The organism is Xanthomonas sp., assembly GCF_017163755.1.
In the GTDB taxonomy this organism is placed as follows: domain Bacteria; phylum Pseudomonadota; class Gammaproteobacteria; order Xanthomonadales; family Xanthomonadaceae; genus Xanthomonas_A.
This window is the reverse complement of the sequence record NZ_JAFIWC010000019.1, coordinates 78,660-100,380: the sequence shown is the minus strand read 5'-3', so window position 1 is coordinate 100,380 and position 21,721 is coordinate 78,660. Positions and strand designations below refer to the sequence as shown.

Annotated in this window: 21 protein-coding genes; 6 read left to right on the top strand and 15 right to left on the bottom strand. The window is 69.5% G+C overall.

Annotation, left to right across the window (positions count from 1 at the left end; translation table 11 throughout):
- Nucleotides 1–52: 52 nt before the first annotated feature.
- The 3 genes from JR065_RS14035 to JR065_RS14025 all read left to right on the top strand — a co-directional run bounded on the left by JR065_RS14035 (nucleotide 53) and on the right by JR065_RS14025 (nucleotide 3,706).
- Nucleotides 53–2,101: an NADPH-dependent 2,4-dienoyl-CoA reductase gene (locus JR065_RS14035; protein ID WP_206234872.1), complete on the top strand. Its 2,049-nt coding sequence runs from the start codon at nucleotides 53–55 to the stop codon at nucleotides 2,099–2,101.
- Nucleotides 2,102–2,559: 458 nt separating this feature from the next.
- On the top strand, nucleotides 2,560–3,021 hold the full coding sequence (locus tag JR065_RS14030; protein WP_206234871.1) for a cell wall hydrolase: 462 nt from the start codon (nucleotides 2,560–2,562) through the stop codon (nucleotides 3,019–3,021).
- Nucleotides 3,022–3,085: 64 nt separating this feature from the next.
- Entirely contained in the window at nucleotides 3,086–3,706 is a 621-nt protein-coding gene (locus tag JR065_RS14025) for a glutathione S-transferase N-terminal domain-containing protein (protein WP_206234869.1), read from the top strand.
- 78 nt (nucleotides 3,707–3,784) lie between these two features.
- On the opposite strand, the gene JR065_RS14020 is transcribed toward JR065_RS14025, so the two are convergent.
- From JR065_RS14020 to JR065_RS13990, 7 genes are all read right to left on the bottom strand, one after another.
- Nucleotides 3,785–4,330 carry a hypothetical protein gene (locus tag JR065_RS14020; RefSeq protein ID WP_206234868.1) on the bottom strand — a complete coding sequence of 182 codons (546 nt, stop codon included), beginning with the start codon at nucleotides 4,328–4,330 and terminating at the stop codon, nucleotides 3,785–3,787.
- Between the two features lie 130 nt (nucleotides 4,331–4,460).
- Nucleotides 4,461–6,338 (bottom strand): propionate--CoA ligase, encoded by a 1,878-nt coding sequence (prpE, locus tag JR065_RS14015; RefSeq protein ID WP_206234867.1) that lies wholly within the window; start codon nucleotides 6,336–6,338, stop codon nucleotides 4,461–4,463.
- Nucleotides 6,339–6,422: 84 nt separating this feature from the next.
- Nucleotides 6,423–7,037, bottom strand: a complete 615-nt coding sequence (gstA, locus tag JR065_RS14010; RefSeq protein ID WP_206234866.1) for a glutathione transferase GstA — start codon at nucleotides 7,035–7,037, stop codon at nucleotides 6,423–6,425.
- A gap of 131 nt (nucleotides 7,038–7,168) precedes the next feature.
- Nucleotides 7,169–8,032 carry a LysR family transcriptional regulator gene (locus tag JR065_RS14005; RefSeq protein WP_206234865.1) on the bottom strand — a complete coding sequence of 288 codons (864 nt, stop codon included), beginning with the start codon at nucleotides 8,030–8,032 and terminating at the stop codon, nucleotides 7,169–7,171.
- A gap of 217 nt (nucleotides 8,033–8,249) precedes the next feature.
- On the bottom strand, nucleotides 8,250–9,236 hold the full coding sequence (locus tag JR065_RS14000; protein WP_206234864.1) for a malate dehydrogenase: 987 nt from the start codon (nucleotides 9,234–9,236) through the stop codon (nucleotides 8,250–8,252).
- 35 nt (nucleotides 9,237–9,271) lie between these two features.
- Nucleotides 9,272–9,643, bottom strand: a complete 372-nt coding sequence (locus tag JR065_RS13995) for a glutaredoxin family protein (RefSeq protein WP_241093619.1) — start codon at nucleotides 9,641–9,643, stop codon at nucleotides 9,272–9,274.
- Nucleotides 9,644–9,728: 85 nt separating this feature from the next.
- Nucleotides 9,729–10,223 (bottom strand): peptidylprolyl isomerase, encoded by a 495-nt coding sequence (locus tag JR065_RS13990; protein WP_206234863.1) that lies wholly within the window; start codon nucleotides 10,221–10,223, stop codon nucleotides 9,729–9,731.
- A 203-nt stretch (nucleotides 10,224–10,426) separates the two neighbouring features.
- Between JR065_RS13990 and typA the strand changes: the two genes are divergently transcribed.
- From typA to JR065_RS13975, 3 genes are all read left to right on the top strand, one after another.
- Nucleotides 10,427–12,256 (top strand): translational GTPase TypA, encoded by a 1,830-nt coding sequence (gene typA, locus JR065_RS13985; protein WP_206234861.1) that lies wholly within the window; start codon nucleotides 10,427–10,429, stop codon nucleotides 12,254–12,256.
- Between the two features lie 13 nt (nucleotides 12,257–12,269).
- Nucleotides 12,270–12,740, top strand: a complete 471-nt coding sequence (locus JR065_RS13980; RefSeq protein WP_206234860.1) for a DUF2127 domain-containing protein — start codon at nucleotides 12,270–12,272, stop codon at nucleotides 12,738–12,740.
- Between the two features lie 81 nt (nucleotides 12,741–12,821).
- Entirely contained in the window at nucleotides 12,822–14,435 is a 1,614-nt protein-coding gene (locus tag JR065_RS13975; RefSeq protein WP_206234859.1) for an amidase, read from the top strand.
- Between the two features lie 344 nt (nucleotides 14,436–14,779).
- Here JR065_RS13975 and JR065_RS13970 read toward each other — a convergent pair whose 3' ends face one another.
- The 8 genes from JR065_RS13970 to rpsM all read right to left on the bottom strand — a co-directional run bounded on the left by JR065_RS13970 (nucleotide 14,780) and on the right by rpsM (nucleotide 21,646).
- Nucleotides 14,780–15,982: a mechanosensitive ion channel family protein gene (locus tag JR065_RS13970; protein ID WP_241093618.1), complete on the bottom strand. Its 1,203-nt coding sequence runs from the start codon at nucleotides 15,980–15,982 to the stop codon at nucleotides 14,780–14,782.
- A 342-nt stretch (nucleotides 15,983–16,324) separates the two neighbouring features.
- Nucleotides 16,325–17,713, bottom strand: a complete 1,389-nt coding sequence (locus JR065_RS13965; RefSeq protein WP_206234856.1) for a class II 3-deoxy-7-phosphoheptulonate synthase — start codon at nucleotides 17,711–17,713, stop codon at nucleotides 16,325–16,327.
- Between the two features lie 232 nt (nucleotides 17,714–17,945).
- The gene (locus JR065_RS13960) at nucleotides 17,946–18,458 is read right to left on the bottom strand and encodes a disulfide bond formation protein B (RefSeq protein WP_206234855.1); all 513 of its coding nucleotides are present in this window, start codon (nucleotides 18,456–18,458) and stop codon (nucleotides 17,946–17,948) included.
- Nucleotides 18,459–18,610: 152 nt separating this feature from the next.
- On the bottom strand, nucleotides 18,611–18,997 hold the full coding sequence (gene rplQ / locus JR065_RS13955) for a 50S ribosomal protein L17 (protein ID WP_206234854.1): 387 nt from the start codon (nucleotides 18,995–18,997) through the stop codon (nucleotides 18,611–18,613).
- A 197-nt stretch (nucleotides 18,998–19,194) separates the two neighbouring features.
- Nucleotides 19,195–20,193: a DNA-directed RNA polymerase subunit alpha gene (locus tag JR065_RS13950; RefSeq protein WP_010340455.1), complete on the bottom strand. Its 999-nt coding sequence runs from the start codon at nucleotides 20,191–20,193 to the stop codon at nucleotides 19,195–19,197.
- Between the two features lie 50 nt (nucleotides 20,194–20,243).
- Nucleotides 20,244–20,873, bottom strand: coding sequence for a 30S ribosomal protein S4 (rpsD, locus tag JR065_RS13945; protein ID WP_128420165.1), 630 nt, complete (start codon nucleotides 20,871–20,873; stop codon nucleotides 20,244–20,246).
- 14 nt (nucleotides 20,874–20,887) lie between these two features.
- A complete protein-coding gene (gene rpsK / locus JR065_RS13940) occupies nucleotides 20,888–21,280 on the bottom strand; it encodes a 30S ribosomal protein S11 (protein WP_003470632.1) in 393 nt (130 codons plus the stop codon).
- A gap of 9 nt (nucleotides 21,281–21,289) precedes the next feature.
- Nucleotides 21,290–21,646 carry a 30S ribosomal protein S13 gene (gene rpsM / locus JR065_RS13935; protein ID WP_003470634.1) on the bottom strand — a complete coding sequence of 119 codons (357 nt, stop codon included), beginning with the start codon at nucleotides 21,644–21,646 and terminating at the stop codon, nucleotides 21,290–21,292.
- Nucleotides 21,647–21,721: the final 75 nt, after the last annotated feature.

Genomic DNA, 21,721 nt, shown 5'->3' with positions numbered 1-21,721 from the left:
ACACGGGATTCGGGGCACCCTGCGCGCTTCCGTACGCCAGCGTATCCAAGCCATGTCGCCCGCCTCCGGCCAGCCCGAACCGTCCTCCACCGCCTACCCGCACCTGTTCGCCCCGCTCGACCTGGGCTTCACCCGGATCCGCAACCGGGTGCTGATGGGCTCGATGCACACCGGGCTGGAGGACCGCGCGCGCGATTTCGGCAAGCTCGCCGCCTATTTCGCCGAGCGCGCGGCCGGCGAGGTCGGACTGATCGTCACCGGCGGCTTCGCGCCCAACCTGGTCGGCTGGCTGAAGCCGTTCGGCGGCAAGCTGTCGTGGCCGTGGGAAGCGCGCCCGCACCGGCGGGTGACGCGCGCGGTGCACGAGCACGGCGCCAAGATCTGCCTGCAGTTGCTGCATGCCGGCCGCTACGCCTACCACCCGCTGTCGGTGGCGCCGTCGAAGCTGAAGGCGCCGATCAATCCGTTCACCCCGCGCGCGCTGTCCGCGCGCGCGGTGGACCGGCAGATCGCCGCCTATGCGCGCGCGGCCAGGCTGGCGCGCGAGGCCGGCTACGACGGCGTGGAGGTGATGGGCTCGGAAGGCTACCTGATCAACGAATTCGTCGCCCCGCGCACCAACCGCCGCGACGACGCCTGGGGCGGCGACGCGGCCAGGCGCATGCGCTTCGCGGTGGAGATCGTGCGCCGCATCCGCGAGGCCTGCGGCGCGGACTTCATCATCATCTACCGCCTGTCGCTGGTGGACCTGGTCGACGGCGGCAGCGACTGGCAGGAGATCGTGGCGCAGGCGCAGGCGATCGAGGCCGCCGGCGCGACGCTGATCAACTCCGGCATCGGCTGGCACGAAGCGCGCGTCCCCACCATCGCCACCTCGGTGCCGCGCGCCGCCTTCGCCGGCGTCACCGCCAAGCTCAAGCCGCACGTGCGCGTGCCGGTGATCGCGACCAACCGCATCAACATGCCCGACGTGGCCGAGCGCATCCTCGCCGGCGGCGGTGCCGACATGGTGTCGCTGGCGCGGCCGCTGCTCGCCGACCCGCAGTGGGCGGCCAAGGCGCGGCGCGGGCAGCCGCAGGCGATCAACACCTGCATCGCGTGCAACCAGGCGTGCCTGGACCACGTGTTCGAGAACAAGACCGCCAGCTGCCTGGTCAATCCGCGCGCGGCGGCGGAAACCGAGCTGAACTACGTGCGCACCGCCGCGCCCAAGCGCGTGGCGGTGGTCGGTGCCGGGCCGGCGGGGCTGGCCTGCGCCACGGTCGCCGCGCAGCGCGGCCACCAGGTCACGCTGTTCGACGGCGCCGCGGAGATCGGCGGCCAGTTCAACGTGGCCAAGCGCATTCCCGGCAAGGAGGAATTCCACGAGACGCTGCGCTACTTCCGCCACCAGCTCCACGCCACCGGCGTGACCTTGCGCCTGGACACCGTCGCCGACGTCGCCGCGCTGTCCGGCTTCGACGAGGTGGTGCTGGCCACCGGCATCGTGCCGCGCAAGGTGGATTTCCCCGGCGCCGACCACCCGAACGTGGTCGGCTATCTGGACGTGCTGCAGGGCCGGGTGCAGGCGGCGGACGCGGTCGCGATCATCGGCGCCGGCGGCATCGGCTTCGACGTCGGCGAGTTCCTGGTGCATGCCGGGCCGTCGCCGGCGCTGGACCCCGCGCGCTGGATGGCCGAATGGGGCGTGGACCCGAGCTTCGAGGCGCGCGGCGCGCTGGCGCCGGCACGGCCGGAGCCGCCGGCACGCCGGGTGTGGCTGCTGCAGCGCAGCCCGGGCCGCCCGGGCGCGCGGCTGGGCAAGACCACCGGCTGGATCCACCGCGCCACGCTCAAGGCCAAGGGCGTGAGCATGCTCGGCGGCGTGGACTACCTGGGCATGGACGATGCCGGACTGCGCATCCGCGTGGACGGGGCCGAGCAGTTGCTGCCGGTCGGCACCGTGGTGGTCTGCGCCGGGCAGGAACCGCGCCGCGAACTGCTCGATGCGCTGCAGGCCGCCGGCCGCAGCGCGCACCTGATCGGCGGCGCCGACGTGGCCGCCGAACTGGACGCCAAACGCGCCATCGCCCAGGGCAGCCGGCTGGCTGCCACACTGTAGCGTCACGTCGCTGGAGGTGACACCGCGGCGTCGGCGGCCGGGTGCGCCGCATCGCCCGGCGCAGTCCAGCGCGCGCGAACGGGACCATGCCCAGGCGGCCGGCAGCGCCGACAACGTCCACGCCGGCGCATCGCGCCGACCGTCGTTTCGATCGCGGTGATGGTGCACGCGGACGTCCTGCTGCGCCCATCGGCACGTCGTTCCCGACGCGCGCACGCCCGCGGACCAGCCCGTTCTTGTGACCGCTGTCAACAACCCGGGTTCAGTTCCGATTGGGTAGGCGCGGCCTATCGTCCGCGCCACTTCCCGTCCGCCCCTCTGGTGGATGCGCCGGCCTCCACATTGCGCCGGCACCCGGGCGGCCCGTGACAGGCCGCCTCCCCATGACGCCAAGCCGCATCGCCATGCCTGCCATCCGGCGGGACTTCGATGAGGGCCCATACGGAGCAAGGAGTTATATGAAACTGGCCTGGATACTCTGGTTGTCGCAGTTGCTGCCGCAGCCGGCCGCCGATTCGCTGTGCTTGAGCACCACCGTGTACCTGGAAGCGCGCGACCAGACCCTGCGCGGGCAGCAGGCAGTGGCCGAAGTCGCGCTGCGGCGCCTGGACAGCGGCCTGTGGGGCAACTCGATGTGCCAGGTGGTCACCGCGCGCAAGCAGTTCGCGCCCGGCCTGGTCAAACCCGGCACCGAACTGAAGAACGACGACGCCTGGGCCGACGCGGTCGACGTGGCCTTCGCCGCCGAACGCAACTGGGCGCTGCCGCAGGGCGAGCGCAAGGAGATCGTGCCCGGCGCCAGCCACTTCGCTGCGCATGCGATCGCCAGCCCGAGCTGGCGCAACGCCTACCAGGTGGCCACGATCGGCGACCACACGTTCTATCGCGTGCAGAAGCTGCGCCCGCGCAACGCGTCCTGATCGCCACTCACGCAGCGGGCGCGCTTGGCGGTAATCTCGCCTGCCCTGTATCTGCGGAGTCCGCATGAAGCTCTACACCAAACCCGGCGCCTGCTCGCTGGCCGACCATATCGCGCTGCGCTGGTCCGGGTTGCCGTTCGAACTGCAGGTGATGGACGGCGCCGGCATCAAGTCGCCGGAATATCTCAGGCTCAATCCGGCCGGCTCGGTGCCGGTGCTGACCGTGGACGACTGGGCGCTGACCCAGAACGCGGCGATCCTCAACTACATCGCCGACCTGGCCCCGGCCAGCGGCCTGGCTGGCGACGGCAGCGCGCGCACGCGTGCCGAGATCAACCGCTGGATCGCCTTCGTCAACGCCGACCTGCATCCGGCCTTCAAGCCGATCTTCGGCAGCACCGCGTACCTGCAGGACAAGGCGCTGATCGAACTCAGCCATCGCGACGCGCGGCAGAAGCTGCGCACGCTGTACGAACGGGTCGACGCGCACCTGCAGACGCAGGCATGGCTGGCCAACGGTGCGCGCTCCGGTGCCGACGCCTACCTGTTCGTGACCCTGCTGTGGGCGCGCAAGGTCGGCGTCGAGCTGGACGGCCTGCATGCGCTGGACGCGTTCGTGCAGCGCATGCTCGGCGATGCCGACGTGCAGGCCGCCCTCGGCGCCGAAGGATTGAATCCGGGTTGATCGCGCAGCGGCGGCGCCGGCACGTGCGCGGCGCCGCCATCGCCCCGCCACAGCGACGCCGCTGCGCGCTGGCGACGTTCAGTTCGTCGCGTCGGTCTGCAGCGTTTCCTGCATCCAGCGCGACGCCAGCGCCGGACTGGTGGCTTTGGCGAGCGCGGCGACGAACTCCGGCAACAGCGCCTCCAGCGCCGCGACGTCGCTGCAGCGCTCGATCTTCAACTGCATGAAATAGCCTTTCAGCCCCAGGTGCTGGCGTACCGCCTCGCTCATCGCGTCGTACAGCCGCGAATGGCGCTGCGCCGACGCATCGGAGACTTCCGCCTGCAACGGCGGTGCGTCGGCGTGTGGCGCTTCGCTCGCAGCCGCGGCTGCCGGCGCTGGCGACGTCGCCGTTGCCGCCGCTGGCACGGGGTCGCCGGCGCCGCGCTGGATCAACCCCATCTGCTCGAGTTGCGACAGCGCGTCGGCGGGCGCGTGCAGGCCGCCGATGATCTGTTGCAGCGCCGCATCTTCCTTCTGCCCGTCCACGATCAGCAGGATCGAGCGCAGCACCGCCGGCAGGCGCCGGCCGCGATCCACGATTTCCTGCCGTCCCGCCTCGGTCTTGCCGTATCGCTGGCTCATGTTTCCCTCCCCCCTGACGTGCTCCAGGCCGACCGCGCGGCGCTGCCGTGCCCGGCCTGCGCGCCTGCGCCGCCGCGCCCCCGCGCGGCTCCGCCTGTCCTGCGCATCCTGAGCCGCCGGCGGCGGCGAATCAATGGCCCAACGCGCGGCGGATGTCGTCCAGCGCCGCCGGATCGTCCAGCGTCGACAGGTCGCCCGGATCGCGGCGCTCGGCGAGCGCCTGCAGCGAACGTCGCAGCAGCTTGCCCGAGCGCGTCTTCGGCAACGCGTTGACCAGGTACACCTGCGCCGGCCGCGCCACCGCGCCGAGCCGCTCGACCACCGTCTGCTGCAACTGCGCCACCAGTTCGGCGGTGTCGCCCTGCGGCGCCTGCTTCATCGTCGCGAACACGATCGGCACCTGGCCCTTGAGCTCATCGTGCATGCCGATCACCGCCACTTCGGCCACGCCGGGATGGCCGGCGATGGCCTCCTCGATCTCGCGCGTGCCCAGGCGGTGGCCGGCGACGTTGATCACGTCGTCGGTGCGGCCGAGGATGAAGGTATAGCCGTCCTCGTCGCGGATCGCCCAGTCCAGCGAGCTGTACAGCAGTTCGTCGAAGTGGCTGAAGTAGCTGCTCAGGAAGCGCGCGTCGTCGTTCCACACCGTGGTCATGCAGCCCGGCGGCAGCGGCGGCACGATCACCAGCACGCCCTTGCGCCCGGCCGGCACTTCCTCGCCGCTGCGCTCGTCGACGATCTTCATCCGGTAGCCCAGGTTCGGCAGGCCCGGCGAGCCGAACTTCACCGGCTTCATCTCCAGCCCCGGCAGCAGGGTCAGCGCCGGCCAGCCGGTCTCGGTCTGCCAGTAGTTGTCGATGATCGGCTTGCCGAGCGCGCCGCTGATCCACTGCGCGGTCGGTTCGTCCAGCGGTTCGCCGGCGAGGAACAGATACTTCAGCGCGGACAGGTCGCGGTCGCGGATGTGCCGCGCGTCGTGCTTCTTCAGCACGCGGATCGCGGTCGGCGAAGAGAACATGGTGCGCACGCCGTACTTCTCGCACAGCGCCCACCACACGCCCGGATCCGGGCGTACCGGCAGCCCTTCGTACAGCAGCGTGGTGCAGCCGCCGATCAGCGGGCCGTAGACGTTGTACGAATGCCCCACCGCCCAGCCGACATCGGAGGTGGAGAACATCACCTGGCCCGGCGCGCAATCGAACACGGTGCGCATCGACAACGCCAGCGCCACCGCATAGCCGCCGACGTCGCGCTGCACGCCCTTGGGCTTGCCGGTGGTGCCGGAGGTGTACAGCAGGTAGCTGGGCTCGTTGGACTCCAGCCACACCACCGGCACCTGCGCATCGCCGACCTCGGCGCGCAGCGCCGCATAGTCCACGTCGCGCGGCGCCTGTCTCGGCTCGGCCGGATCCAGCCCGCGCGAGACGATCAGCACCTTCGGCGGAGGCGCCTGCGCCTCGGCGCAGGCCGCATCGATCAGCGGCTTGTAGGGAATGACCTTGCCGCCGCGGCTGCCGGCGTCGGCGGCGATCAGCAGCTTGGGCCGCGCGTCGTCGATGCGCAGCGCCAGGTTGTGCGCGGCGAAGCCGCCGAACACCACCGAGTGCACCGCGCCGATGCGCGCGCAGGCCAGCATCGCGAACACCGCCTCGGCCATGTTCGGCATGTAGATCACCACGCGGTCGCCACGCTGCACGTCCAGGCGCTGCAGCACCGCGGCGAAGGCGTTCACTTCGCGATGCAGCGCGGCGTAGGTGAACTCGCGCGTGTCGCCGGTTTCGCTGGACACCGCGACCAGCGCCAGCTGCCCGGCGCGTTCGGGCAGGTGCCGGTCGAGCGCGTTGTAGCACAGGTTGGTCTGCCCGCCGGCGAACCAGCGCCGGAACGGCGGATGCGAATAATCGAGGATCTGTTGCGGCGGCGGCTGCCAGTGAATGGCCTCGGCCTGCTCGGCCCAGAATTCCTCCGGCCGCTCGATCGAACGGCGATAGGTCGCTTCGTAGCTCACACAGCCCTCCCAGACCCGCGGTCACGAGCGCCGAGCATAGTCCCATCGCGGCGCCGCCACCGCCCGACCTTGGTCGAAGCCGCCTCAGGGCACCGGCGCGGCCCGTACCTCGGCGGCCAGGGCGGCGCGCACTGCGGCGCGCATGCCGACGCGCGCCTGGAAGGCGGCCAATGCAGGCCACTGCGCCAGCTCGATGCCGAAGCGCGGCAGCCAGCCGAGCAGCGTGAACAGATAGGCATCGGCGACCCCGAAGTCTCGCCCGAGCAGGTGCCGCCGATCGCCCAGCGCGCCGTCCAGGTAGCCCAGCCGACGCTCCAGCCGCGCGCGGAAATGGGCGTGCGCCGCTGCCGGCAGCGAGGCATCGAACAATGGCGCGCAACCGGCATGCACTTCGCTGTTGAGGAACGCCAGCCACTCCTGCAGCCGCGCACGCGCCATGCCGTGGCTCGGCGCCAACCCGGCCTGCGGGCGCAGGTCGGCGAGGAACTGCAGGATCGCCGGACCCTCGCTCAGCACCTGGCCGTCGTCGAGCGCCAGCGCGGCGACGTATCCCTTCGGGTTGATCGACAGGAAATCGCGGCCATCGGCGGTGCGCTTGCTGCGGTTGTCGACGCGGACCAGTTCGAACGGCAGCGCCAGTTCGCGCAGCACGATATGCGGCGCCAGCGAGCAGGCGCCGGCGGCGAAATACAGTTTCATCGGGAATCTCCAGTCGGGGATGCCGCGCGACGCGGCCTTGCTTCGCACGCGCATGCCGCGGCGAGGACGCAGTCTGCGCAACGCCGCGCGCCAGTGGAAATCAGGATTTCAGCGCGCGGCCAGTAACTGCGCTACTGCTCGGCAAGGAACGCCAGCAGCGCCCGCACTGCCGGCGCGTCGGCCGCGGCCGCGCTGCGCGCCAGGGCGAAGCGGCGATACAGCGGCGGCTGCAGCGCGCGTACGTGCAGGCCCTGGCGCGCCGCCGGCAGCGTCGATGCGGGCAGCAGCGTCGCGCCCACGCCTTCGCGCACCAGCGCCAGCGCGCTGGCCCAGTCGCGCACCGTCATGCGCACGTCGCGCAGGCGCAGTCCGGCGCGCTCGGCCAGCAATTCGGCATTGACCCGGCAGCCGCCGGTGGCCAGCACGAACGGCCGCGCCAGCAACGCCTCCAGCGCGATCGGCGCGGCGGCGTCGCCCTGCGCGTCGCCGGCCGGCAGCACCGCCACCCACTCGTCGCATCCCAGCGGCTGCGCCTCCCGCGCCGGCGCCGGATCCAGCACCACGCCCAGGTCGACGTGGCCGGCCTCCAGCCACGCCTCGATTTCCTCGTCGCTGCCTTCCAGCAGCACCAGCGCGTGCTGCGGGTGGCGCCGCGCGAACGCCTGCAGCCGCGGCTGCAGCAACGCCAGCGACGACGGGAAGCCGGCCAGGCGCAGCCGTGTCGGCGGCGTCCGCCGCGCCTGCGCGGCCAGCGCCTGGATCGCCGCCAGTTCGGCGAGCATGCCGCGCGCATGCGCCAGCACCTCTTCGCCGAAGGCGGTCGGCCGCACCTGGCCACGCTCGCGCGCGAACAGCGCCGCGCCAAGCAACGCTTCCATCTGCGCGATGGCCTGGCTGGCGCCGGACTGGGTGATGCCGCAACGCTGCGCCGCACGGGTGATGTTGCCGGCCTCGGCGACGGCGACCAGCAGCCGCCAGTGGATCAGATTCATCATCGCGCGCGCCTCGGCGGCCGGCCCGCATCGCCGTCATCGCCGCGGCGCAACGGCAGCGCCGGGCATGCGGACCGCGTCTCCAGCTGCCGCCGGGCGGCCGGCGCCAACGGCGCCGTCAACAAGATCCACACGAATCCAGCCACCTCGCTCCCCGACCCTGCCGCAAACGAAAACGCCGGGGATGTCCCCGGCGTCCTGAACCGTCCCGCCTGCCGGATCAACCCAGCAGGTGCGCCACGCCGCTGCGTTCTTCTTCCAGCTCGGCCAGGGTCTTGTCGATGTACTTGCGGCTGAACTCGTCGATCGGCAGGTCCTTGACCAGCGTGTACTCGCCGTTCTGAGTGGTCACCGGGAAGCCGAACATCACCCCTTCCGGGATGCCGTAGCTGCCGTCGGACGGCACGCCCATCGTGACCCACTTGCCGTTGCTACCCAACACCCAGTCGCGCACGTGGTCGATGGCGGCGTTGGCGGCCGAGGCGGCCGAGGACAGGCCGCGCGCTTCGATGATCGCCGCGCCGCGCTTGCCGACGGTGGGGATGAAGGTGCCGGCGTTCCAGTCCTGGTCGTTGATCGCCTCGGCGACCGAGGCGCCGTCGGCGGTGGCGAAGCGGTAGTCCGGGTACATGGTCGGGCTGTGGTTGCCCCACACCACCAGCTTCTCGATGCCGCCGACCGGCTTGCCGAGCTTGAGCGCCAGCTGGCTCAGCGCGCGGTTGTGGTCCAGGCGCAGCATCGCGGTGAAGTTCTTCGGGTTCAGGTCCGGCGCCGACTTCATCGCGATGTAGGCGTTGGTGTTGGCCGGGTTGCCGACCACCAGCACCTTGACGTTGCGGCTGGCGACCTTGTTCAGCGCCGCGCCCTGCGCGGTGAAGATCTTCGCGTTCTCCAGCAGCAGGTCCTTGCGCTCCATGCCCGGGCCGCGCGGACGCGCGCCGACCAGCAGGGCGATGTCGGCGTCCTTGAACGCCACTTCGGCGTCGTCGGTGCCGACCATGCCGGCCAGCAGCGGGAACGCGCAGTCTTCCAGCTCCATCATCACGCCCTTCAGCGCGGCCTGGGCCTTCTCCATCGGCAGCTCGAGCAACTGCAGGATCACCGGCTGGTCCTTGCCCAGCATCTCGCCGGAAGCGATCCGGAACAGCAGGGCATAACCGATCTGGCCGGCAGCGCCGGTCACGGCAACACGTACGGGTGTCTTCATGGGGGAATCCTCTGCGAAAAAAGTGGGGATGGGTGTCAGTAGACGCGGTAACCCAGCGGGGTCAGCCGTTCGTCCAGCGCCTCGGTGTCGTAGCCGTCGATCACCTGCTGGCCGATCACGGTGATCGGCACGCCTTCGCGCCCGAGCGCGGCGGCGGCGCGGCGGCCGTCTTCCTGGTCCACGTCCAGCACGCGGTAGCGCACCTTGGCGCGCTCGAAATCGGCCTGTTGCTGGCGGCAGTAGCCGCACCATTCGGCGGCGAGCATCACGATGCCGCTGTCGCCGGTGAGCCGGCGCGGATCGTCGGCGGCCAGCGGCGCATCGTCCGCACGGCTCTGCCACCACGCATGCGCGCCGCCGCCCAGACCGAGCAGCAGCAGGCATACCAGAAGGGAGCGCATCGTCATCGGCAATCGAGTGCGGCGGTCAACCGGGAAATGTTAGCACGCAGGGCAGGCGCGGCCGGCCGTGACCGGCCGGCCGCACACGGGCTCAGGCGCCGAGCAGGCGGTTCCACTCGGCGACGCGGTCGGCCTTGGCCGCCAGCACCGCATCGGCGTCGCCTTCGATGGTGATCTTGTTGATCGCATCGCCCTGGGCGACGCTGTCGACCACGTCCAGGCCTTCGACCACCTTGCCGAACACGGTGTGCTTGCCATCCAGCCACGGCGTGGCGGTGTGGGTGATGAAGAACTGGCTGCCGTTGGTGCTGGGGCCGGCGTTGGCCATCGACAGCACGCCGCGCTCGTGGCGCACGCCGTTGTCGGTCTCGTCCTCGAAGCGGTAGCCGGGGCCGCCGCGGCCGGAGCCTTCCGGGCAGCCGCCCTGGATCATGAAGTCGGCGATCACGCGGTGGAAGCTCAGCCCGTCGTAGAAGCCGCGCTTGGCCAGATTGACGAAGTTGGCCACGGTCAGCGGCGCCTTGTCGGGGTACAGCTCGATCTTGATCGGGCCGCGGGCGGTGTCGAAATGGGCGATCAGGGACATGGGATTCCTTGGAAACGGGGTCGTCACGATGGCCGCATAGGATACACGGCAGCCCGCTTCGCCTTCCCCTGCCGGCACCGAAAAACCCAGCTGAACAGGCGCCTGCGGCGCCCGCCGGCCGGCGTCCGGCAGCCCGCCCCGGATACAGGTATAATAGGGGGCTTACTTTCCTTCCCTTCTGGCGCCGGTCGGCCCCCTTTCGCATGTCCATCGAAAATCTTCGCAATATCGCCATCGTCGCCCACGTCGACCATGGCAAAACCACCCTCGTCGACTGCCTGCTGAAGCAGTCCGGCACCCTCTCCGAGCGTACGGTGCTGGCCGAGCGCGTGATGGACAGCAACGATCAGGAAAAGGAACGTGGCATCACGATCCTGGCCAAGAACACGGCCATCACCTGGCAGGGCAACCGCATCAACATCGTCGACACCCCCGGACACGCCGACTTCGGCGGCGAAGTGGAGCGCGTGCTGTCGATGGTGGACTCGGTGCTGATCCTGGTCGACGCGATGGACGGGCCGATGCCGCAGACCCGCTTCGTGACCCAGAAGGCCTTCGCGATGGGCTTCAAGCCGATCGTGGTGGTGAACAAGATCGACCGCCCCGGCGCGCGTCCGGACTGGGTGATCGACCAGGTGTTCGACCTGTTCGACAAGCTCGGCGCGACCAACGAACAGCTCGACTTCCCGATCGTCTACGCCTCGGCGCTGCACGGCTACGCGAGCCTGGACGACAGCGCGCGCGAAGGCGACATGACCCCGCTGTACGAAGCGATCATGAAGCACGTGGCGCCGCCGCAGGTGGACCCGGACGGTCCGTTCCAGATGCGCATCAGCCAGCTGGACTACAACAACTTCGTCGGCCTGATCGGCATCGGCCGCATCCAGCGCGGCAAGGTCAAGAAGAACATGCCGGTCAGCATCGTCGACCGCGAAGGCAAGAAGCGCCAGGGCAAGATCCTGCAGGTGCTCGGCTTCATGGGCCTGGAGCGGGTGGAAGTGGAGGAAGCCGAGGCCGGCGACATCGTCGCCATCTCCGGCGTGGCCGACATGAGCATCTCCGATACGGTGTGCGCGCTGGACACTCCGGAAGCGCTGCCGGCGCTGACCGTGGACGAGCCGACCATCAGCATGACCTTCCAGGTCAACAACTCGCCGTTCGCCGGCAGCAAGGAGCACAGCGGCGGCAAGTTCATCACCAGCCGCCAGATCCGCGAGCGCCTGGAGCGCGAGACCCTGCACAACGTCGCGCTGAAGGTCGAGGAAGGTTCGGATCCGGACAAGTTCCTGGTCTCCGGCCGCGGCGAGCTGCACCTGTCGGTGCTGATCGAGAACATGCGCCGCGAAGGCTTCGAACTGGCGGTGTCGCGCCCGGAAGTGATCATCAAGGAGATCGACGGCCAGCTGATGGAGCCGATCGAGCAGCTGGTGGTGGACATCGAGGAACAGCACCAGGGCGGCGTGATGGAGAAGCTCGGCATCCGCAAGGCCCAGCTGAAGAACATGGAACCGGACGGCAAGGGCCGCGTGCGCCTGGACTACATGATCCCGGCGCGCGGCCTGATCGGCTTCCAGAACGAGTTCCGCACCCTGACCCAGGGCTCGGGCCTGCTGTTCCACGTGTTCGACCACTACGGCCCGAAGGAAACCGGCCCGATCGCCAAGCGCCAGAACGGCGTGATGATCGCCAATGCCGCCGGCGCCACCCCCGCCTACTCGCTGGGGCCGCTGGAAGAGCGTGGCCGTCTGTTCGCCGCCGAAGGCGACAACGTGTACGAAGGCCAGCTGATCGGCATCCATTCCAAGGACAACGACCTGACCGTCAACGCGATCAAGACCAAGCCGCTGACCAACATGCGCGCCTCGGGCAAGGACGATGCGATCAAGCTGACGCCGGCGATCAAGTACACGCTGGAACAGGCGCTGGACTTCATCGAGGACGACGAACTGGTCGAGGTCACCCCGAAGGAAATCCGCCTGCGCAAGAAGTTCCTGACCGAAAGCGACCGCAAGCGCGCCGGTCGCGGCGGCTGATCGCCCGCCCCACGTGGCCGACGCCGCGTACAACCCGGATCCGCATGCGCATCCGGGCTTGCACCTGATCGCACTGCTGGAGGCCGGCAAGGGCCTGCTGGCGGTGCTGGCGGCCACCGGGCTGGAGATCATGGGCCCGCTGCCGCTGCGCGCGGCGGTGGGCAAACTGATCGTCCGTTTCAGCCTGGACCCCGAGCACGGCGCGCTGCCGTCGCTGCTCACCATGATCAACCCGGACGCGGTGCACCTGGCCGCGGCCGGCATGCTCGCCTACGGCATCCTGCATCTGGTCGAAGCCTGGGGCCTGTGGCGTGCCAAGGCATGGGCCTCGCTGCTCGGCTGCCTGTCGGCGGCGATCTACCTGCCGTTCGACATCTACGCGATCGTGCGCCATCCCGGCTGGGCCGCATGGGCGGTGCTGGTGGTCAACCTGGCCGTGGTCGGCATCCTCGCCCGCGACCTGGTCCGCCGCCGGCGACGCTGATCCATGGCGCCGGCCGCGGCCGGTTTGCCAATCCCCGCATCGCTGCGTAGCCTGCCTGGAGCCACTCCGGGAAGCCTGCCGATGCGCCTGCCTGTCTTGCTGCCGCTGCTGTGCATCGCCGTCGCCGGCTGCCAGCACCGCGCCGGCGCGGCGCGCACCGCGCCCGCGCAACCGTCGCCGCCGCAGTCCTTCGTCCATGCCGAAGCCGATATCGCCATGCTGCAGGCGCAGATGCGCCGCGGCGAATTCGATAGCCTCGCCCTGACCCGCGCCTACCTGCAGCGCATCGATGCGCTCGACCGCGCCGGCCCGGCGCTGCACGCGATCATCGAAACCAACCCGCAGGCGCTGGACGAGGCGCGGCGGCTGGACGCCGAGCGCCGTGCCGGGCACGTGCGCGGCCCGCTGCACGGCATCCCGATCGTACTCAAGGACAACATCGATGCGCGGCCGATGGTCAACTCGGCCGGATCGCTGGCCCTGGCCGACTTCCGCCCGGAGCGCGATGCGTTCCTGGTGCAGCGCCTGCGCCAGGCCGGCGCGGTGATCCTGGCCAAGAGCAACCTCAGCGAATGGGCCAACTTCCGCTCCGGCAAGTCCAGTTCCGGCTGGAGCGGGCGTGGCGGGCAGACCCGCAACCCCTACGTGCTCGACCGCAACCCGTGCGGCTCCAGCGCCGGCACCGGCGTGGCGGTGGCGGCGAACCTGGCCGTGGCCGGCATCGGCACCGAGACCGACGGCAGCATCGTCTGCCCGGCCGCGGTCAACGGCCTGGTCGGGCTGAAGCCGACGGTGGGCCTGGTCAGCCGCGACGGCATCATCCCCATTGCCGCCAGCCAGGACACCGCCGGACCGATGACGCGCAGCGTCGCCGACGCGGCCACGCTGCTGACGGTGCTGGCCGCGCGCGATGCGGCCGATCCCGCCACCACGGCCAACCCGCATGCGGACTACGACTTCGCAGCGCACCTCAAGCCCGGCGCGCTGCGCGGCGCGCGCATCGGCCTGCTGCCCTCGCCGCTGACGCAGACGCCGGACATCGCCGCGGCGATGGACCGCGCCGTGCAGGCCTTGCGCGCGGCCGGCGCCACCGTGGTCGATGCGCGCATTCCCGGCGATGGCCAGTGGGAGGACGCCGAACTGCTCGTGCTGCTGACCGAGTTCAAGGCCGGGCTGGAGCGCTATCTCCAGGAGCATCGCGCGCCGCTGCGCACGCTGGCGCAGCTGATCGCGTTCAACCAGCGCCACGCCGATCGCGAACTGGCGCATTTCGGCCAGGAACTGCTCGAGCAGGCGCAGGCCGGCGGCGGGCTGGACGATCCGGCGTATCTGGACGCGCGCGCCAAGGCGCGGCGCATGGCCGGCGCCGACGGCATCGACGCGGCGCTGCGCGCGCAGCGGCTGGATGCGCTGATCGCGCCGACCACCGGCCGCGCATGGAAGACCGACCTGGCGCGCGGCGACGACTTTCCCGGCGGCAGCTATGGCGCGGCGGCGGTCGCCGGCTATCCCAGCCTGACCGTGCCGATGGGCGACAGCGACGGCCTGCCGCTGGGGCTGATCTTCATGGGCCCGGCGTGGAGCGAGCCGCGGCTGATCGAACTCGGCTACGCCTATGAACAACGCAGCCGCGCGCGCCGGCCGCCGGCATTCCTGCCGACGCTGCCGGTGCGGACGCACGCGGACAAGCCGTAAGCGGACCGGGACGCGATATCGGGCCGCGAGCGATGCCAACGCTGCGGCGATGGATGCAGGCCGCGACGGCGATGGCGCGACACGAGCGACCCGTTGCATGATCCGCGTTCGCCGCTCCGTGCCATCCGGCACCGCACATCTGACCAGCGCTGATGCGACGGCCCCCATCCATGCCGACGCCGCGCCCGGACACCGGCGCTTGCGCGAGGGCGTTCGCCCGGACCGGCCAAAGGCAAGGCACGCCTGCCGCCGTGCGCTGCAGCATCGGTGCAGCGGGACTGCCAAGGCGATTGCGGCCCCGGCAGCACTACGCAGCCGGCACCGCCGCCGCACGCGATGCCCGTCTACGGTGTTCCCGGTCTCGCGGCGCCCGGCGCCTGATCCGCATCGGCATCCGTATCCGCGTTCGCGGTCGCCGCCTTCGCCGGCGCGCCGTCCTCCGCACCGGGCGAACGCATCGCCGTCGAATCGCTGCTCGCCGGCGCCGGCCGCAGCGGCCGCGACGCCTCCGACGAGATCTCCGCGCGCAGCTTCGGCAACGCATACGGATGTTCGCGGATCAGGAAGTCGATCATCCGCTCGCGCGCGATGCAACGCAGGTCGAACGCATCGCCGGAATTGCGCGCGCTGACCAGCAGGCGCACCTGGATCGTGCTCTCGCTGGTGTCGGTCACCTGGGTCACGCATACGCGGCCGTCCCACAGCGGCTCGCTCTTGCAGATCCGTTCCAGCTCGGCGCGCACCTGCGCCATCGGCGTGCGGTAGTCCAGCCACAGGAACGCGGTGCCGAGCAGGTCGGCGCTGCTGCGGGTCCAGTTCTGGAACGGGTTCTCGATGAACCAGGTCAGCGGCACCACCATGCGCCGCTCGTCCCATATCCGCACCACCACGTAGGAACTGCCGATCTCCTCGATGCGGCCCCACTCGCCCTCGACGATCACCACGTCGTCGAGCCGGATCGGCTGGGTCAAGGCGATCTGCAGGCCGGCGATCAGGTTGCCGAACACCGGCTTGGCGGCGATGCCGGCGACCAGGCCGATGATGCCGGCCGAGGCCAGCAGCGTGGTGCCGATCTGCCGCACCGCCGGGAACGTGAGCAGCATGATCGACACGCCGAGCAGGATGATCGTGCCCATCGCCACGCGCGACAGCACCCGGGTCTGGGTCTGGATGCGGCGCGCGGTCAGGTTGTCGGACACTTCGATCGGATAGGTGCGCAGTATCGCGCGCTCGATCGCGGCCACGCCACGCACCAGCAGCCAGGTGATGCAGCCGATCACGCCCAGGTGCAGCAGGTGCTGGATCTCCGCCAGCGCCTCCTCCTGCAGCGGCGTGGACTCCAGCGCGAAGCTGAGCATCAGCATCGGCAGCAGGAACGCCAGCGGCACGCTGATGACCCCGACGATGCGCGCACGCCGGTAATCGCGTCCGCGCATGCGCTGGGCGATGCGCAGCATCAGCCACCAGACCAGGAATCCGAGGATCAGTGCGGCGCCGATCGGCACCGTATAGCCATGCCAGGGGATCCACTCGAGATCGAAATTCAATGCGCGTTCCTTGAACGGGGGAGAGGAGTCGGCACAGCTTGCCAAAGCCGCCATTAGCGCATTGTCGAGCGCGCACTCATCGTCCGCCTGTCGCGGCGCAGGCACCGCTGCACGCATGGCGCAGCGATTCCATCGACGCAGGCGCACGACGTGGCAGCGCGTGCTGCGTGCGGAGCGCGGCGTCAGGACCGGCCACGCGGAACGATGCGCGCTCGCCGGCACGAGCGGATTGATCGCCTTGGGTACGCATCGCACGCTCACCGAGCGGTTTCAACCGCAACGGCCTACCCGCCAGGCGCGATCGCCAGCGGCCGCGATGCGCCGCTGCGAGCCCCGGCAGGGTCAGTCCGTCGCCAGCGGCAAGCTGCGTCCGTTCTGCTTGCGCACGATCGCCATCGCGATCTCCAGCGACTGCTCGTAGTTCAGCCGTGGATCCACGCTGGAGCGGTAGGCCCGCTCCAGGTCGCGCTCGGTCAACTCGCGCGCGCCGCCGGTGCATTCGGTGACGTCCTCGCCGGTCAGTTCCAGGTGCACGCCGCCCAGCCGCGTGCCGGCCGCGGCGTGGATGTCGAACGATTGCTCTACCTCGCCCAGCACGTTGTCGTAGCGCCGGGTCTTGTAGCCGTTGCTGGTGCTCTCGGTATTGCCGTGCATCGCATCGCACACCCACAGCACGCGGCGGCCGTCGCGTTTGACCGCGTCGAGCAGCGGCGGCAGCTTCTGCGCGATCTGCGCCGCGCCCATGCGATGGATGAAGGTCAGCCGGCCCGGCTCGTCTTCCGGATTGAGCACGTCGATCAGGCGCAACAGCTGGTCCGGCTGCGCCGACGGCCCGACCTTGATCGCGATCGGGTTGCGGATGCCACGGAAGTACTCCACGTGCGCGCCGTCCAGCGCCGCGGTGCGCATGCCGATCCACGGATAGTGCGTGCTGAGGTTGAACCAGCCCCACTGCCGCGGCACCTCGCGGGTCAGCGCCTCCTCGTACGGCAATAGCAGCGCTTCGTGCGAGGTGTAGAAGTCGACCCGGTTGAGGTTGTACAGCTGCGCGCCGGACAAGGTCTCCATGAAGCGCACCGCATCGCCGATCGAGGACACCATCTTCTGGTAGTCCTCGGCCAGCGGCGAGCAGCCGACCCAGCTCAGGTTCCAGTATTCGGGGTGGTGCAGGTCGGCGAAGCCGCCATCGATCAGCGCGCGCACGAAGTTCATCGTCATCGCCGAGCGCGAATGCGCGGTGATCATCCGCCGCGGATCGGGAATGCGCGCCTGTTCGTTGAATTCCGGCCCGTTGACCACGTCGCCGCGGTAGCTGGGCAGGGTCACGCCGTCGCGGGTCTCGGTATCGGCCGAACGCGGCTTGGCGTACTGGCCGGCGTAGCGTCCCACCCGCACCACCGGCAGGCGCAGCCCGTGCACCAGCACCAGGCTCATCTGCAGCAGCACCTTGAGCCGGTTGGAGATCGTACCCGACTCGCAGTCGCTGAAGTTCTCCGCGCAGTCGCCGCCCTGCAGCAGGAAGCGCTTGCCTTCCTGGGCCTCGGCCAGCTGCTTCTTCAGCGCGAAGATCTCCCACGAGGTGACCAGCGGCGGCAGGTGGCGCAATTCGCCCAAGGTCGCCTCCAGCGCCTGCGCGTCCGGATACACCGGCATCTGCAGCGCGGGTTTGCCGCGCCAGCTGACGGGCGCCCAGGCCGGAGGGATTTCGGGGGCGGCGGCGGAAAGGCTCATGTGCGGGCTCCTTGACAACCTGCCATGTTCGCAGAGGCGGCGCGCCGCGCAAAGCCTTATCGGTCCGGGCGAGGCCGCCAGGCGTTCGGAGAGGTAGGAGCGACGCCTGCGTGCGCGCCCGGGCCGCGGCGGACGCGAAGCGATGTCTTGTCGGCCAATCCGGCTGCCCGAGCGCTGCACAGGCAACGCACGGGCGTCTGCAGCGCCCGGCGCCGGGCGGTAGCGGCCGGGATCAGATCAGCGTACGCCGCCGCGCCTTGAAGCCGGCGTACAGCGCGAATGCGCCCAGCAGCACGAAGCAGATCAGGCACCACATCGGCATCGACAGGCCGAGGAAGCGCCAGTCGATATTGCCGCAGTCGCCGGTGCCGGTCAGCACCCGGCGCATCGCCTCGAACGGCCCCAGCGTCTCGCGCAGGAAGCTCAGCGGCGGCCCGCACGAAGCCATCGGATCGGGGAACAGCTGCACCGACACGTGCTTGCCGGAGATGCCGGCCCCCACCGCGGCCGCGAGGAACGCCAGCACGCCGTAGGCCTTGCGCCCGCCGCTGCGCGCCGGGCCATGCAAGGCGCCGGCCAGGAACAGCAACCCCAGCGCGGCGAACGCGATGCGCTGGAAGATGCACAGCGGACAGGGCTCGATGCCCAGCTGCAGCTGCACGTAGATCGCATAGCCCAGCAGCGCGGCGCAGACCAGGAAGCCGAGCAGGAACTGCGCGCGGAAACTCCAGCGTAACGGGTTCATCGGGACGGGCTCACATGAACGATCGCGGCATTATCCGCCATCGCCCGCTTCGCCACCACGTGCCGCGCGGGCCGGCATGCCGCAGCGCCATCGTCCGGACGCAAAAAAGCCCGGACATGCCGGGCTTTCTGCTTGTCGCGCTGCGGCCGGGATTACTCGGCCACTTCCTCGGCGACCGCGGTCGGGCGGTCCACCAGCTCGACATAGGCCATCGGCGCGTTGTCGCCGGCGCGGAAGCCGCACTTGAGGATGCGCAGGTAGCCGCCGGGACGCGACTGGTAGCGCGGGCCGAGCTCGACGAACAGCTTGCCCACCGCTTCCTTGTCGCGCAGGCGCGAGAACGCCAGGCGGCGGTTGGCGACGCCGTCGACCTTGGAAATGGTGATCAGCGGCTCGGCGACGCGACGCAGCTCCTTCGCCTTCGGCAGCGTGGTCTTGATCAGTTCGTGCTTGAACAACGACGCAGCCATGTTGCGGAACATCGCTTCGCGATGCGCGCTGGTGCGGTTGAACTTGCGTCCGGATTTCTGGTGGCGCATGGTGTTGATTCCTGGAGTAATGGTGAAACGACTGAGATTCGCTGTCGCCTTCCTGGCGTTGAAGCACGGACTGCGGATGGCCCTTGGTCGCCCGTCCTGGACAACCGGCACCGTGGGCGTTCAGGCCCATCGATGCGGATGACGCTACAACGCGGTAGCCCGCATGCCAGGCATGCGGGCTACCGTTACTGCTTCGATCAGCCGAGCATGCCGTGCTGGGCGACACCGGCCGGCGGCCAGTTCTCCAGCTTCATGCCGAGCGACAGGCCGCGCTGTGCCAGCACTTCCTTGATCTCGGTGAGCGACTTCTTGCCCAGGTTCGGGGTCTTGAGCAGCTCCACTTCGGTCTTCTGGATCAGATCGCCGATGTAGTAGATGCTCTCGGCCTTCAGGCAGTTGGCCGAACGCACGGTCAGTTCCAGGTCGTCGATCGGACGCAATAGCACCGGGTCGACGCCGTTGCTGGCCGGCTTGGCCGCGCCACGGTCGCGATGGGTGAAGTCGCCGAACACCGACAGCTGGTCGCTGAGGATGTCGGCGGCGGTGCGCACGGCTTCCTCGGCGTCGATGGTGCCGTTGGTCTCGATGTCCAGGACCAGCTTGTCCAGGTCGGTACGCTGCTCGACGCGCGCCGATTCCACGGCGTAGGCGACGCGGCGCACCGGCGAGAACGACGCATCCAGGACCAGGCGGCCGATGGTGCGGGTTTCTTCGTCCGGACGGCGGCGCGCGGCAGCCGGCTGGTAGCCGAAACCGCGCTCGATCTTCAGACGCATGTTGATCGCCGTATCCTTGGTCAGGTGGCAGATCACGTGGTCGTTGTTGAGGATCTCGACGTTGTGGTCGGTCTTGATGTCGGCGGCAGTGACCGTGCCCGGACCCTGCTTGGACAGCGACAGCGTGGCGCTGTCACCGGTATGCATGCGGATGGCCACGTCCTTGAGGTTGAGCAGGACTTCCAGCACGTCCTCCTGCAGCCCCTCGACCGTGGTGTACTCGTGCAGCACGCCGTCGATCTCGACCTCGGTGATGGCGAAGCCGGGAATCGAGGACAGCAGCACCCGACGCAGGGCATTGCCCAGCGTATGCCCGTAACCACGCTCCAAGGGCTCGATTACGACCTTGGCGCGGTTGTCGGTAAGGCGTTCGATCTGCGGCCCACGGGGGCGCAGAACCTGGTTGGCGGTAACCGTCATGTTGCGGGTTCTCCTGACGAGCCTCCGTTGCCGGAGGCTCTCCAATGTGATTACTTCGAATACAACTCGACGATCAGCGCTTCGTTGATGTCAGCAGGCAGGTCGGCACGGTCCGGCACGGCCTTGAACACGCCGCTGAACTTCTTCGAATCGACTTCCACCCACGACGGGTTGAGGTCGTGCGTTTCGGCGACGGTCAGCGCTTCCTGCACGCGAAGCTGCTTCTGTGCCTTCTCCGAAAGCGCGATCGCGTCGCCGGCCTTGACCTGGTACGAAGCCAGGTTCACCGACTTGCCGTTGACCAGCACGCCACGGTGCGACACCAGCTGGCGCGCGGCCGGGCGGGTGACGGCGAAGCCCATGCGGTAGACGACGTTGTCCAGGCGGGTTTCCAGCAGCTGCAGCAGGTTCTCGCCGGTGTTGCCCTTCTTGGTCGAGGCCTTCTTGTAGTAGTTGCGGAACTGACGCTCCAGCAGGCCGTAGATACGCTTGACCTTCTGCTTTTCGCGCAGCTGGGTGGCGTAGTCGGACAGCTTGCCCTTGCGGGCGGTCGCGCCGTGCTGGCCGGGCTTCTGCTCCAGCTTGCACTTGGAATCCAGCGCACGCGCCGGGCTCTTGAGGGAAAGGTCGGCGCCTTCGCGGCGCGCGAGCTTACAGGTAGGACCGATATAACGAGCCATTTCTTATCGCTCCTTTAGACGCGACGCTTCTTCGGCGGACGGCAACCGTTGTGCGGGATTGGCGTCACGTCGATGATGTTGGTGATCTTGTATCCGACGTTGTTCAACGAACGGACGGCGGACTCGCGACCCGGACCCGGGCCTTTGATGCGCACTTCCAGCGACTTCACGCCGTAGTCGAGCGCAGCGCGCCCGGCCTTCTCGGCGGCAACCTGCGCCGCGAACGGCGTGGACTTGCGCGAACCGCGGAAACCGGCGCCACCGGAGGTCGCCCAGGACAACGCATTGCCCTGACGGTCGGTGATGGTCACGATGGTGTTGTTGAACGAAGCGTGGACGTGGGCGACGCCGTCGGTGACGACGCGCTTGATCTTCTTCTTGGTCTTTGCTGCTGCGGGCTTAGCCATGTCTGTCCCTTACTTCCTGATCGCCTTGCGCGGGCCCTTGCGGGTGCGGGCGTTGGTGCGGGTGCGCTGACCACGCAGCGGCAGGCCGCGACGATGACGCAGGCCGCGGTAGCAGCCCAGGTCCATCAGCCGCTTGATGGCGATGCCCACTTCGCGACGCAGGTCGCCTTCGACGATGTACTTGCCGACTTCGAGGCGCAGGCGCTCGATTTCCGGCTCGGACAGGTCACGGATCTTGGTGGACGAAGTCACGCCTGCGGCTTCGCAGACCTTCTTCGAACGGGTACGGCCGATGCCGAAAATGCTTTGCAACCCGACCCAGACGTGCTTCTGGGCTGGCAGGTTGACGCCTGCAATACGCGCCATGACGCGGTTCTCCAACTGAGTGATGGCCCGACGGCGCACACGAGGCGCCATCCGGCAGGATGGATCAAAAAGTGA